Annotated in this window: 13 protein-coding genes; 12 read left to right on the top strand and 1 reads right to left on the bottom strand. The window is 71.2% G+C overall.

The window, feature by feature from the left end:
* Positions 1 to 130: 130 nt before the first annotated feature.
* Positions 131 to 1249: a hypothetical protein gene (locus ABZ635_RS06615; RefSeq protein ID WP_357759932.1), complete on the bottom strand. Its 1119-nt coding sequence runs from the start codon at positions 1247 to 1249 to the stop codon at positions 131 to 133.
* Between the two features lie 162 nt (positions 1250 to 1411).
* Here ABZ635_RS06615 and uvrB point away from each other — a divergent pair, with 162 nt between their 5' ends.
* From uvrB to ABZ635_RS06555, 12 genes are all read left to right on the top strand, one after another.
* The gene (gene uvrB, locus ABZ635_RS06610; protein WP_357759928.1) at positions 1412 to 3505 is read left to right on the top strand and encodes an excinuclease ABC subunit UvrB; all 2094 of its coding nucleotides are present in this window, start codon (positions 1412 to 1414) and stop codon (positions 3503 to 3505) included.
* A 203-nt stretch (positions 3506 to 3708) separates the two neighbouring features.
* Positions 3709 to 4158, top strand: coding sequence for a DUF3060 domain-containing protein (locus tag ABZ635_RS06605; RefSeq protein WP_357759926.1), 450 nt, complete (start codon positions 3709 to 3711; stop codon positions 4156 to 4158).
* A gap of 314 nt (positions 4159 to 4472) precedes the next feature.
* Positions 4473 to 5468, top strand: coding sequence for a GNAT family N-acetyltransferase (locus ABZ635_RS06600; protein WP_357759924.1), 996 nt, complete (start codon positions 4473 to 4475; stop codon positions 5466 to 5468).
* 104 nt (positions 5469 to 5572) lie between these two features.
* Positions 5573 to 6496, top strand: coding sequence for a hydroxymethylglutaryl-CoA lyase (locus tag ABZ635_RS06595; protein WP_357759921.1), 924 nt, complete (start codon positions 5573 to 5575; stop codon positions 6494 to 6496).
* Positions 6497 to 6814: 318 nt separating this feature from the next.
* Positions 6815 to 8455 carry a CTP synthase gene (locus tag ABZ635_RS06590; protein ID WP_357759919.1) on the top strand — a complete coding sequence of 547 codons (1641 nt, stop codon included), beginning with the start codon at positions 6815 to 6817 and terminating at the stop codon, positions 8453 to 8455.
* Between the two features lie 42 nt (positions 8456 to 8497).
* The gene (locus tag ABZ635_RS06585; protein ID WP_357759916.1) at positions 8498 to 9166 is read left to right on the top strand and encodes an NUDIX hydrolase; all 669 of its coding nucleotides are present in this window, start codon (positions 8498 to 8500) and stop codon (positions 9164 to 9166) included.
* Positions 9167 to 9190: 24 nt separating this feature from the next.
* A complete protein-coding gene (locus tag ABZ635_RS06580) occupies positions 9191 to 10210 on the top strand; it encodes a site-specific tyrosine recombinase XerD (protein ID WP_357759952.1) in 1020 nt (339 codons plus the stop codon).
* Positions 10211 to 10499: 289 nt separating this feature from the next.
* Complete coding sequence (locus tag ABZ635_RS06575; protein WP_357759913.1) at positions 10500 to 11459, top strand: AAA family ATPase; 960 nt, start codon at positions 10500 to 10502, stop codon at positions 11457 to 11459.
* Positions 11456 to 11857 carry a hypothetical protein gene (locus ABZ635_RS06570; protein WP_357759910.1) on the top strand — a complete coding sequence of 134 codons (402 nt, stop codon included), beginning with the start codon at positions 11456 to 11458 and terminating at the stop codon, positions 11855 to 11857. The genes ABZ635_RS06575 and ABZ635_RS06570 overlap by 4 nt, the downstream gene beginning before the upstream one ends.
* A gap of 117 nt (positions 11858 to 11974) precedes the next feature.
* A complete protein-coding gene (locus ABZ635_RS06565) occupies positions 11975 to 12838 on the top strand; it encodes a ScpA family protein (protein WP_357759907.1) in 864 nt (287 codons plus the stop codon).
* On the top strand, positions 12838 to 13428 hold the full coding sequence (gene scpB / locus ABZ635_RS06560; RefSeq protein ID WP_357759904.1) for an SMC-Scp complex subunit ScpB: 591 nt from the start codon (positions 12838 to 12840) through the stop codon (positions 13426 to 13428). Before ABZ635_RS06565 ends, scpB begins: the two co-directional genes overlap by 1 nt.
* A 17-nt stretch (positions 13429 to 13445) precedes the next feature.
* A partial coding sequence (locus ABZ635_RS06555; RefSeq protein WP_357759901.1) for a hypothetical protein occupies positions 13446 to 13936 on the top strand: 491 nt, incomplete at its 3' end.

The raw sequence follows: 13936 nt of genomic DNA, 5'->3' as shown, positions 1-13936 counted from the left end.
TGGCAGGGTCGGCGGGCAGGAGCGGGGCGAGCAGGGCCCACTCGGCATCGGTGAGTTCATGACGGCCAGACACATCGACCACGATGCCAGCGCAGACCCTGCTCCACTCCCAACTTCTAAAAAACAGGGTCTAGCCCGCTGTCCCGACCTGCTCCCGGATCAGCCTGGCGGTGGCCTCGGCGGTCTCCCGGATCATCTCCTCCCGAACCGCGCGGGCGGCCTCGGCTCCGTGGAGGCTGTGGGTGAGGGCGTCGGAGGTGCCCGCGTCCGGTGAGGGCGCCCGGGCGGCCAGGTCGGCGAAGTCGCCCGCCTGGTCGGCGACCCGTTGGAGCCTGACCCACTCCTCGTGGGTGTCCACCGCGGCCTGGATCTTGCGTCCGAAGGCGTCGAGTCGGCCGACCTCGGTGTCCAGGTCCCGGGAAGCCTTCTCCAGGACCTTCCACTGGGGGGCCAGCGCCTCCTTGACCTGTGCGGAGACGCCCCCGATCTCGTGGCCCGCCAGTCGGTCGCGCAGACGGTCGAGGTGGAGGCACTCCCGTGCCAGGCGCCACTCCTCGGCGCGCAGCAGGGGCAGGGCGTGGTCCAGGCCCACGTGGGTGCCCAGGACGCGGTGGGCGTGCTCGGCGCGGGCGGTCGTGCGCTGGAGCTTGTTCAGCGCCCGGTGGCTCTGGGTGAAGCCCAGATCCGCCGGGACGACGTAGCGGTCCCGGTGCCACGCGGCGAGGTCGGCGGAGTCCCAGGGGCGCCGCAGGAGCAGGATGGCGACCAGGACGGCCACGGGCAGGAACCACAGCAGTACCGCGCCCGGGGTGCCGGGCGCCACGAGCGCCGCGGTGGAGGGGGCCAGCCGAAGAGCCAGCCACACCGCGCCGCCGACGAGCGACACGGACACGAGGGAGAAGGCGGTCGCGGTGGTCAGGAGCAGAAACCAAATCAGCGCCCGCTCGCCGACGCTGTCGGCGCCGCGCAGCAGCTCCGTCCACACGAACCTGACCCAGGGGTAGGTCGGGTAGGACGCCGCCACGAGGGCGAGCGGAACGAGCACGGCCTCGCCGGGGCCTTCGGGGAACAATGCCAGCGGTGCTCCCGCGACGGCCGCGGCCGTGACGGCCAGGGTGATCAGGACCCAGCGGGGCAGGGGGAGCCGGAACCCGTTGGGGCGCGCCAGGGCTTCGGGGGAGGCGCTGAGCCGCCGGACGGTTCCGGGACGGAGAGCGGGGTCGAAGGTCGCCTGTGTACTGGGGGGCACGGGGCACACCACCCTTCTTCGGGGAGCTGACGCGGATGTGATGCCGTCGGCGGGTTCCCGGTTCCGATTCCGGCTCCGGGATGTCGTGGGCGGTCTGTAGCGTTGGAGGGAGGGGACACGCGGGCGAGGGGTGGCCCGACGTTCGTAGGGAGAAGAGGGCAAGTGCGACCGGTCAGTGACATCAAGCGCAGCGAGGCACCCTTCGAGGTGGTCTCGGACATGACCCCCGCCGGGGACCAGCCGGGGGCGATCGAACAGATCACCAGGAGGGTGCGGGACGGCGACCAGCACACGGTCCTGCTGGGCGCGACCGGTACCGGCAAGACGGCCACCGTGGCGTGGACGGTGGAACAGCTCCAGCGGCCCACGCTGGTGATGCAGCCGAACAAGACCCTGGCGGCGCAGTTCGCCAACGAGCTGCGGCAGATGCTGCCCAACAACGCGGTCGAGTACTTCGTCTCCTACTACGACTACTACCAGCCCGAGGCCTACGTCCCGCAGAGCGACACCTTCATCGAGAAGGACTCCTCGATCAACGACGAGGTGGAGCGCCTGCGGCACTCGGCGACCAACTCGCTGCTCACCCGGCGCGACACCATCGTGGTGGCGTCGGTGTCGTGCATCTACGGCCTGGGCACTCCGCAGGAGTACGTGGACCGGATGGCCCAGTTGTCGGTGGGCATGGAGGTGGACCGGGACGACCTGCTGCGCCGCCTGGTCGAGATGCAGTACACGCGCAACGACATGGCGTTCACCCGGGGGACGTTCCGGGTCCGCGGCGACACGATCGAGATCATCCCGGTCTACGAGGAGCTGGCGATCCGCATCGAGATGTTCGGTGACGAGATCGAGCGGCTGCTCACCCTGCACCCCCTGACCGGCGAGGTACTGGGGGAGAGCGCCGAGATGTTCATCTTCCCGGCCTCGCACTACGTGGCCGGCGAGGAGCGCACCGAGCGGGCGATCGGCACCATCGAGGCGGAGCTGGGCGAGCGCCTGGCCGAGCTGGAGGGCCAGGGCAAGCTCCTGGAGGCACAGCGGCTGCGCATGCGCACCACCCACGACCTGGAGATGATGTGCCAGCTGGGTACCTGCTCGGGGATCGAGAACTACTCGCGGCACTTCGACGGCCGCGAGCCGGGCAGCGCCCCCAACACCCTCCTGGACTACTTCCCCGAGGACTTCCTGCTGGTCCTGGACGAGTCGCACGTGACGGTCCCGCAGATCGGGGCCATGTACGAGGGCGACGCGGCGCGCAAGCGGACCCTGGTGGACCACGGTTTCCGGCTTCCCTCGGCGCTGGACAACCGTCCCCTGAAGTGGGAGGAGTTCACGAAGCGGATCGGGCAGTCGGTGTACCTGTCGGCGACACCGGGCCGGTACGAGCTGCGTCAGGCGGGCGGTGACGTGGTCGAACAGGTCATCCGCCCGACCGGGCTGGTGGACCCGCAGGTGGTGGTCAAGCCGACGGACGGGCAGATCGACGACCTCGTGCACGAGATCCGCGAGCGGGCCGAGCGCTCGGAGCGGGTCCTGGTGACCACGCTGACCAAGAAGATGGCCGAGGACCTCACCGACTACTTCGCGGAGCTGGGCATCCGGGTGCGGTACCTGCACAGCGAGGTGGACACGCTGCGCCGCGTGGAGCTGCTGCGGGAGCTGCGGGTGGGCGAGTTCGACGTGCTGGTGGGCATCAACCTGCTGCGGGAGGGCCTGGACCTGCCGGAGGTGTCCCTGGTGGCGATCCTGGACGCGGACAAGGAGGGCTTCCTGCGTTCGGAGACCTCGCTGATCCAGACCATCGGCCGCGCGGCGCGCAACGTCGACGGCCAGGTGCACATGTACGCGGACAACGTCACGGACTCCATGCGCGCGGCGATCGACGAGACCACCCGGCGCCGGGACAAGCAGCTGGCGTACAACGCCGAGCACGGGATCGACCCGACGCCGTTGCGCAAGCAGATCGCCGACATCCTGGACACCCTCAACCGCGAGGACGTGGACACCGAGGAGCTCATGTCCACGGGTTACCGCCAGGGCGGTCGGACGGCGCGGGCGCCGGTGCCCGCGTTGGGGGAGCGCGCGGACGTGGCGAACATGCCGCGCGCGGAGCTGGCCGACCTCATCGACCAGCTGAGCGGCCAGATGCACCAGGCCGCGACGGATCTGCAGTTCGAGCTCGCGGCCCGGCTGAGGGACGAGATCGGCGAGCTGAAGCGGGAGCTGCGGGGGATGGACGCGGCCGGGTTGAAGTGACCCCGGCGTCGGCCGGTAGGGTGCTGGCAGGCCCGTGGGGCGGGGGTGTGCGGGTCGCGGACCCCCGCCCCGCACACCGGGGGCATCTCGAATCAGGCACGATCGAGGCACGGTTGGGTCGCATAGTTACCTTCACGTGACATATTCTTGTGCTTTGCGTACGTCGAATGTCGCTTTTGCCTTTTTCGGGTGTGGGGGAGTTCATGGTCGGTCGGGTACTGGGCGTCGCGTTCACCGCGGTGCTGACGGGTCTCCTGGTGGCCGGGTGCGGAATCGCCCGGGGCGGTGAGGACCCCGAGGAGATCGAGCCCACTCCCGACCTCGGCCGGGGCACGGACGACGATCCGGTCGACTCCGTCTCCAACGACGAGGTCATCGTCGTCGTCGACGACGGAGCCGAGGTCCACGAGGACTGCGCCAACCGCGAGGTCGTGGTCAAGGCCGACGACGCCCTGGTGATACTCGACGGCGACTGCGGCCTCGTGCGCGCCACCGGGCGCAACTCCGTCGTCGAGGTGGGCACGGCCGAGAAGATCGTCCTCGTCGGCGTGGACAACCAGGTCTCCTTCGCCTCCGGTGACCCCGAGGTGGTCAACCACGGGCGCAACACCACCGTCAGCGAGGGCGGTACCGCCAGCCCCGAGGCACGGTGACCCGACCGCGACGAGGCCTGCCCCGCCCGTGGCCCGGGCACCCGCGTCCGTTACCGTGGTGCGCGTTCGCGCACACGCGTGCGCACCGCGTGAGCGCCCCTCGGCGCGGCGGCGGGACCGGGGCCTCCCCGGAGGCGGCGGAGGCGGGCGGGCCCGTGTTCACCGCTTTCCGTTCACCCGTACCGCTTCGAGGAGGTACGGTCGATCCTGTCCCGACACGTCGGTCGGTGCGGACACCGGTCCGGTGGCCGCGACACGACCGCACCCGTCAGTCCGGTCGGGGCGCGCGCTTGACGAATGGAGGGGTGGGGCGGGTGAGTGGTTATGTCGCTCGGGTGCGGCATGATGAGTCGCCTGGCGGCGACATCGGACTCGATCCGTTGGTGCACTCCGTTGCCCGGCGCTGGGCGGAGTCGGACCCCCTTCTGCCCGAACCCGTGGGGTTCGCGGCCAACTCCTACCCCCTGCTGACCGTCAGCGACGAGGACGGCCGTACCGTCGCCGCGGGGAGCATGCACTACACCTGGTACCAGCCGGGCGAGGTGGGCCGCATCTGGGGCGTGCCCGACCAGCACTGGCTCACCCCCATCGTCGGCGGCCCCGAGCCCGCCCGCGCCCTGGACTCCCTGCTGACCAGCTGGCGCGACCAGATCGAGGACCTGCCCACCGGTACCGGCTCGGAGTCCGCGGCCCTGGTGAGCTGGCCCGCGCGCGACGTCGCCGGGATCATCCCCTTGCAGCGGCACGGCCTCCAGCCCTACACGGTGCTCGCCGCCCGCCAGCGCCGCCGGGGCGTGCCGCCCTCGCTGCCCCCGCGTGACGTGGCCATCCGGCTGGCCGACACCAGCGACCTCACCCAGGTGGTGGGCCTGCTGATGGAGGAGCACCGCTACGAACAGCACTTCGGCGGGGTGTTCCTCCAACCCGACACCGCCGAGCAGACCCGCAAGGTCGCCGCCCGCGCGCTCAACCGCTCCCGCTCGTGGATCTGGCTCGCGGAGCGCCGGGGCCGGGCCGTGGGCCTGCTGTGGGTGTCGCCGCCCGAGCGCTCCCGCTGGGCCAAGTCGCTGGTACGGGCCCGTCCGATCGCGCACATCGGCTACGGCGTGGTCACCGCCGCCGAGCGCGGCCGCGGAATCGGTACCGCCCTGGTGAGCCAGGCCCACCAGGCCCTGGACAGCCACGGCGTGGGGGCGTCGGTGCTCAACTACGCCGCCATGAACCCGCTCTCCGGGCCGTTCTGGCACCGCATGGGCTACCGCCCCGTGTGGACGACCTGGGAGGTCCGTCCCGCCCTGGCGCTGCGCTGACCACGGCGGGCCCGGCCGGACCGGCGCCCCGGTGACGGGGTTGACGGTCCCCGCTGGTTAGCCTGGGCGCGCAAGCGCAGTGTGGCGTGGGAGAGGTGGAGCCGATGAGCGCGGACGACCGTGGGCCCGAGGGCGCCGAGCACGTGGAGATCGTCGAGGTGGGGCCGCGCGACGGCCTCCAGAACGAGTCCACGGTGCTGTCGGTCGAGGACCGGGTGGAGTTGATCGACCGGGCCGTGGCCGCGGGAGTGCGGCGCGTCGAGGCGGTCAGCTTCGTCAACCCCAGGCGGGTGCCGCAGATGGCCGGGGCCGAGGAGGTCATGGCCGGGGTCACGCGGGTGCCCGGGGTGTCGTTCATCGGCCTGGCGCTCAACCGGCGCGGGCTGGACCGGGCCCTGGCGGCGGGGGTGTCCGAAGTCAACGTGGCGGTACCGGCCACCGACGGCTTCAGCACGCGCAACCAGGGCAGCACCGTGGAGGAGATGCTGGACACCCTGGTGGAGATGGACCGCGCGCTGGAGGGCACGGGCGTGCCGCTCAGCGTCACGGTCTCCACAGCCTTCGGGTGCCCGTTCGACGGCGAGGTCGCGCCGGAGCGGGTGGTGGAGGTGGTGCGCCGGATCGCGGACACCGGGGCGGTGGAGATCGCCCTGGCCGACACGATCGGGGTGGGGGTTCCCGGGCAGGTGCGCGACCTCGTGCGCCGGACGGCCGAGGTGGCGGGCGGACGAACCCTGCGCTGTCACTTCCACAACACCCGCAACACCGGCTACGCCAACGCCCTGGCCGCCGTGGACGAGGGCGTACGGGTCCTGGACTCCAGCCTGGGCGGGTTCGGCGGCTGCCCCTTCGCCCCCGCCGCCACCGGCAACATCGCCACCGAGGACCTGCTCTACATGCTGCACCGCGGCGGGCAGCACACGGGCGTGAGCCTGTCCGGCGCGGCCGCGCTGGGCGACTGGATGGGGGAGCGGCTCGGCAAGCGGCCCCCCGCCTACCTCGGTCGCGCCGGCGACTTTCCCGCCTGACCAGCGGCACCGGTGCGCCCCGGGTCCGCGCCCTCCGGCGGGACCCGGGGCGGTGTTGCCTTCGCCACCCGGCGGGCCCCGACCGGGCCCGGAGTGCCCAGCCACCAGGGGTTCACGGCAACCGCGCAGGTCGGGATGGGGAACACCGGAGGTGGGACGAACGTTCCCGGGTGTGGACGAACGGGGGGCCTGTTATCCTGGTGCCCCGTGGAGTCCGACGCGCTGGAACGGCATCGCCGCCGCTCGGAACCGGACCGCCGCACGGCCGCCCGGCTCGCCTGAGCCAGCCGTAGCCACTCAACCCACGGGAGCAACACTTTGGCATCCGCCGCGAGTACCAAGCACCTTTTCGTTACTGGCGGCGTCGCCTCCAGTCTTGGCAAGGGGCTGACCGCCTCCAGCCTGGGACGACTCCTGAAGTCGCGCGGACTTCGGGTCACCATGCAGAAGCTGGACCCCTACCTCAACGTCGACCCCGGAACGATGAACCCGTTCCAGCACGGCGAGGTCTTCGTGACGGACGACGGAGCCGAGACCGACCTCGACGTCGGCCACTACGAGCGCTTCCTCGACGTCGAGCTCTCCGCCTCGGCCAACGTCACCACCGGGCAGATCTACTCCAGCGTCATCGCCAAGGAGCGCCAGGGCGCCTACCTCGGTGACACCGTGCAGGTCATCCCGCACATCACCAACGAGATCAAGGCGCGCATCTACGCGATGGACGCCCCCGACGTCGACATCGTCATCACCGAGATCGGGGGGACGGTCGGCGACATCGAGTCGCAGCCCTTCCTGGAGGCCGTCCGCCAGATCCGGCACGAGATCGGCCGCGAGAACTGCTTCTTCCTGCACGTCTCCCTCATCCCCTTCCTCGGCCCGTCCGGCGAGATGAAGACCAAGCCGACCCAGCACTCGGTCGCCGCCCTGCGCAGCATCGGCATCCAGCCCGACGCGATCGTGTGCCGCTCCGACCGGCCCATCACGCAGAGCCTGAAGTCCAAGATCAGCCTCATGTGCGACGTGGACGAGGCGGGCGTGGTCTCCACCCCCGACGCCCCCTCCATCTACGACATCCCCAAGGTCCTGCACCGCGAGGGCCTGGACGCCTATGTCGTCCGCCGCCTCGGTATGCCCTTCCGCGACGTCGACTGGACCGAGTGGGACGAGCTGCTGCGCCGCGTGCACCAGCCCGACCACGAGGTCACCATCGCCATGGTCGGCAAGTACATCGACCTGCCCGACGCCTACCTGTCGGTCAGCGAGGCCCTGCGCGCCGGCGGCTTCGCCACCGACACCCGCGTGAACATCCGCTGGGTGGCCAGTGACAACTGCGCCAGCCCCTCGGGCGCGGCCGCCGAGCTCGACGGCGCGGACGGCATCCTCATCCCGGGCGGCTTCGGCGTGCGCGGCATCGAGGGCAAGCTGGGCGCGATCCGCTACGCCCGGGAGAAGGGCGTTCCGCTGCTCGGCATCTGCCTCGGTCTCCAGGGCATGGTCATCGAGTACGCGCGCAACGTGCTCGGCCTGGAGGGCGCCAACAGCCTGGAGTTCGACGACAAGGCCGTCGACCCGGTCATCGCCACCATGGCCGACCAGGAGGACGTCGTGGCGGGCGACCGCGACATGGGCGGCACCATGCGCCTGGGCCTGTACCCGGCCGACCTCGGCGAGGGCACCCTCGCCCGCGACCTGTACGACGGCGCCGGTCAGGTCTCCGAGCGCCACCGCCACCGGTTCGAGGTCAACAACGCCTACCGCCCCCGTCTGGAGGAGGCGGGTCTGGTGTTCTCCGGCCTCTCCCCGGATGGCAAGCTGGTGGAGTACGTGGAACTGCCCCGGGACGTGCACCCGTTCTTCATCGCGACGCAGGCACACCCGGAGCTGCGCTCCCGCCCGACCAACGCGAACCCGCTCTTCCGGGGCCTGATCTCCGCCTCGCTGGAGTACAAGCTCTCCTAGCGGCGACGGGGGCGGGTGGGGCACGAGCCTGAGAGGGGCCGCATGGCCAGCCACACCCGCCCGGTCGGCGAAGGGACGACGGGGGCGTTCGCGAGGGTCGCGGACGCCCCCGAGTCGTGGCCGGTGGAGCGCTCCGAGGAGCGCTACAGGGGAGCCAAGTGCTCGATGCGCACCGACTGGGTGCAGATGCCCGGCCCCCACGGCGTGGGACGGACGGTGGCCGCCCGCGACTACATGGACCACCCCGGGGCCGCCGCGATCGTCGCACTGGACGCACGGGGGCGGGTCCTGCTGCAACGCCAGTACCGACACCCCACCCAGCACACGCTGTGGGAGCTGCCCGCCGGCCTGATCGACGGCGAGGGCGAGGGGCCGCTGGCCACCGCCCGCCGCGAACTGGAGGAGGAGGCCGCGCTGCGCGCCGCCACCTGGCACCAGCTGCCCGACTTCTTCCCGAGCACGGGCTTCTCCACCGAACGCATCCACGTGTTCCTCGCCCGTGACCTCACCGAGGTGCCGGAGGCGGAGATCGACTTCGTGCGCGAACACGAGGAGACCGACCTGGCCTCCGAGTGGCTGCCGCTCCCCGAGGCGGTGCGCGCGGTCATGGAGGGACGGCTGCACAACGGTGCGACGGTCATCGGCGTCCTCGCCGCGCACGCCGCGTCCCTGGACGGGTACGCCTCCCTGCCCGCGGCCTCGGACGACTGACCCCCTCCGGTGGAGAACGAAGCGCTGGAGGGCGGGCCGGAGCGGCCCGAACCCGACGACGGTCCCCTGGAGCGGGTGCGGGCCGCGTTCCTGGACCACCTGGGCGCCGAGCGCGCACTGGCCGACAACACCCTGCTGGCCTACCGCCGCGACCTGTGGCGCTACACCGGGTACCTGCGCGGCCGGGGGGTCGCTGACCTCGCCGCGGTGACCCCCGGGCACGTCGGAGCCTTCCTGGGAGCACTGCGCGAGGGAGACGACTCCCACGCCCCCCTGAGCGCCTCCTCGGCCGGGCGCGCCCTGGCGGCCGTGCGCGGACTGCACCGGTTCGCGGTGCGCGAGGGGTGGTCGGCCACGGACCCGGCCGCCGAGATCGCCCCGCCCCCGCCGCCCCTGCGCCTGCCCAAGGCCGTGCCCCTGGACCAGGTGGAACGGTTGCTCGAGGCCGCCGGACCGGCGGCGGCCCCGGCCTCGGACGCGCGCGCCGACCTGCTGGCCCAGCGCGACCGCGCGCTGACGGAGGTGCTGTACGGCACCGGGGCACGGGTGTCGGAGGCGGTGGGGCTGGACGTGGACGACGTCGCGGACGCGGTGGACGGCGACGCGGCGGTCGGCCTGGTGCGCTTTCGGGGCAAGGGCGGAAAGGAGCGCCTCGTACCACTGGGCTCCTACGCGCGTCGCGCCCTGGCGGGCTACCTGACCCTGGTGCGGCCGGTACTGGCCGCGTCCGGTCGGGGTGGCCCGGCCCTGTTCCTGAACACGCGTGGCGGCCGTCTCACCCGGCAGGGCGGATGGGCGCTGCTGTCCGCGGTGGCGGAACGGGCCGGGGTGGAGGGCGTCTCCCCGCACACCCTGAGGCACTCCTTCGCCACCCACCTGATCGACGGCGGTGCGGACATCCGGGTCGTCCAGGAGCTGTTGGGGCACAGTTCGGTCACCACCACACAGGTCTACACCCTGGTGACGGTGGAGCGGCTGCGCGAGGTGTACGCCTCCAGCCACCCCAGGGCCAGGCGCGGGCGGGAACCGGGCGGCCCGCGGTGAGGTCCGCGGCCCGTGGTCGGGGGGCGGCTCGGCGTTCGGGACGAGTCCGACGTGCGTCGTGTGTACCCTTCTCCTACGAGAGAAATGGGTACGACCGTGCGGTTCCTCCCGGTTGCAGAGGGTGGGGAATCCTCGTCGGATCATGTTGATGTGCGCCGTGTCGTCGTTCTAGAGTCGCCGCACAGAGGTACGTTGCTGTCGACATATTGAGTTTCCGACGGCGGCCAGTCGTGGGAGACGTCAAGAGTCCCGTCGGGCCGTGGCCGGTCCGTAGGGGAGGTCAAGGGTTGTGAACTGGTCGGAGAGCGACGAGGCGGCGAACACCGCACCCGTCGGCGAGGAGGGCTTCGCCGAACCGGTGAGCAACCCGTGGGGGACGACACGCAACACGGGGGCGGATCTGCACACCAAGAGACCCGTGCGTACATATCCGGAGCCGACACCGCTCGACGAACACGGTCCGGCACGGATTGTAGCACTCTGTAACCAGAAGGGTGGGGTCGGCAAGACCACCACCACCATCAACCTCGGCGCCGCCATCGCGGAGTACGGCAGACGGGTGCTGCTGGTCGACTTCGACCCGCAGGGCGCCCTGTCGGTCGGCCTGGGCCGACTGGACCCGCGCGAGCTGGACCTGACCGTCTACAACCTGCTCATGCAGCGCGACGTGACGGTCGAGGACGTCCTGCTCAAGACGGACGTCGACGGCCTCGACCTCATTCCGAGCAACATCGACCTGTCCGCCGCGGAGGTACAGCTCGTCGGCGAGGTGGCCCGTGAGCAGATGCTCGGACGCGCGCTGCGCCCGGTCATCAACGACTACGACGTCATCCTCATCGACTGCCAGCCGTCGCTCGGCCTGCTGACCGTCAACGCGCTGACCGCGGCCGACGGGGTCATCGTCCCGCTGGAGTGCGAGTTCTTCGCCCTGCGCGGTGTGGCGCTGCTGATGGACACCATCCAGAAGGTCCAGGAACGCCTCAACGAGGACCTCGTCATCGACGGTTTCCTCGGCACCATGTACGACCCGCGCACCCTGCACGCCCGCGAAGTGCTCTCCACCATCGTGGACGGCTTCGGGGACAAGGTGTACGGCACCGTCATCAACCGCACCGTGCGCTTCCCGGACGCCACCGTGGCGGGCGAACCCATCACCAGGTTCGACTCGTCCTCGGCCGGGGCCAACGCCTACCGTTCGCTGGCCAAGGAGGTGCTGGCGAGGTGGCCTCTCAGCGGTCACGACGTGTGACGCTACCCGGGGCGGACGAACTGTTCTTCCGCCCTTCCGGTCCCGAAGAGGAACCGGCCGAGACCGAACGCCAGTACCAGGTACCGGAACAGGACCGGCAGAGCACCAAAGAGACCCCGCCGGAACGGCCCGCGCGCAAGTCCGGCGGCAGGACGCGGAGCAAACTGGACCGCGCCCCCAAACCGAGCGGGCGCCAGCGCCACGACGAGAAGATCACCGTCTACGTCTCCGGGCCCGAACTGCTGGCCCTGGAACAGACCCGGCTCTCGCTGCGCGCGGAGCACGGGTTGTCGGCCGACCGGGGCCGCCTCGTCCGCGAGGCCGTCGCGGTGCTGCTCGCCGACTTCGAGGAGCACGGTTCCAGCAGCATGCTGGTCCGTCGTCTGACCGAGGACTGAGTCCCCGGGCCGGCCGCTGGGGGAGCGGACGGCCACCGGGGACCGGCGGGTGGGTGTCACCGGCTGGTCCCAGCCGGTGACACCCTTGTGTCATGAGTGAGAAGACGTGGACCCGCCATGGTGACTGACCAGGAGGGCGCGCTCCCGGGGGCGGAGGGCGCCGACGAGGTCGACGAGAACGCCTTCCAGGTACACCTGGACAACTTCGAGGGCCCCTTCGACCTGCTCCTCGGGCTGATCTCCAAGCACAAGCTGGACATCACCGAGGTGTCCCTGTCGAAGGTCACCGACGAGTTCATCGCGCACATCCGCCGGTTCGGCGACGACTGGGACCTGGACCAGGCCAGCAACTTCCTGTTGGTGGCGGCCACCCTGCTCGACCTGAAGGCGGCCCGCCTGCTGCCGCGCGGCGACGTGGAGGACGAGGCCGACCTGGCACTGCTGGAGGCGCGCGACCTGCTGTTCGCCCGCCTGCTCCAGTACCGCGCCTACAAGGAGGTCGCCGCCTTCCTGCGCGAGCGCCTGGCCACCCAGGGCCGCAGGTACGCGCGCGCGGTTCCGCTGGAGGAGCGGTTCGCGGGGATGCGTCCCGACGTGCTGTTCAAGCTCGGCCCCGAGGAGTTCGCGGCCCTGGCCGGGCTGGTGTTCACCCCCAGGGAGCCACCGAGCGTCTCGGTCACCCACATCCACCTCACCAAGACCTCCGTCAAGGAGCAGGGCGAGCTGATGGTGGCCGAGCTGCGCGAGCACGGGCAGCTCACCTTCGCCCAGCTGACCGCCGAGTGCGACGGTACCTTCGAGGTCGTCGCCCGGTTCCTGGCACTGCTGGAGCTGTACCGGGCCGCGAACGTGGGCTTCGACCAGCCCGTGCCGCTGGGCGAGCTGACCGTCACCTGGACCGGCGGCGACGCGGACGTCGAACTGGAGTCCGACTACGACGAGGCGGAACCGACCGCCGACACCACACCCAGGGAGCAGTGATGACCGCGCAGCACACCGTCGAGGCGGGGGACACCGCCGTGCCCCCGGCCCTGCGCCGGGACCTGGAGGCCGTCATGATGGTGGTCGACCAGCCGGTGTCCGAGTACGACCTGGCCCGCGCCATGGACGTGCCCCTGGAGCTGGTGACCCGCGCCCTGGAGGAGCTCTCCCGGGAATACACCGAACAGGGCCGGGGTTTCGACCTACGAGCGGTGGCCGAGGGGTGGCGTGTGTACACGCGCCCCGAGTGCGCCGACATCGTCGAGCACTTCCTCAGGGAGGGGCAGGAGGTGCGGCTCACCCAGGCCGCACTGGAGACGATCGCCGTCGTCGCCTACCGCCAGCCGGTCTCACGTGGCAGGGTCTCCGCGGTACGCGGGGTCAACTGCGACGGCGTTATGCGTACCCTCGTACTGAGGGGCCTGATCGAAGAGGCCGGGCACGATCCCGAGTCCGGTGCTCTGCTGTACCGGACCACCTCCTATTTCCTGGAACGGCTCGGTCTGCGCGGCCTGGACGAGCTGCCCGACCTGGCGCCGTTCCTTCCCGACGACATCGAAGGTCTTGACGACACCGGTGAGCACACCTAACAGAGAACGTTCCCGTGGTGAACGGGACGGACGCGCACCGCGCGGTGAGCGCGGCGACTACGACAACCGCGGCGGCCGAGGCCCCCGCGACGACAGGGGCGGCGACGACCGCCGAGGCGGCGGACGCCAGGACCGTGACGACCACCGTGGCGGTCGTTCCTACGGCCGCCGTGACGACAACCGTGGTGGTTTCCAGGGTCGTGACGACCGAGGAGGCCGTCCGCAGGGCCGTGACGATCGCCGTGGTGGTTTCCAGGGCCGGGACGACCGGCGCGGCGACCGTGGGGGTCGCTCCTACGACCGCCGCGACGACAACCGTGGTGGTTTCCAGGGTCGTGACGACCGTGGTGGTCGTCCGCAGGGTCGGGACGACCGGCGTGGTGGTTTCCAGGGCCGGGATGACCGGCGCGGCGACCGTGGGGGTCGTTCCCACGACCGTCGCGACGAGCACCGTGGTGGCTACCAGGGTCGTGACGACCGCCGTGACGACCACCGTGGTGGTCGCTAT

This window comes from Nocardiopsis sp. NPDC007018 (assembly GCF_040635075.1).
Taxonomy (GTDB): domain Bacteria; phylum Actinomycetota; class Actinomycetes; order Streptosporangiales; family Streptosporangiaceae; genus Nocardiopsis.
This window is presented reverse-complemented; position numbering and strand designations above follow the sequence as displayed.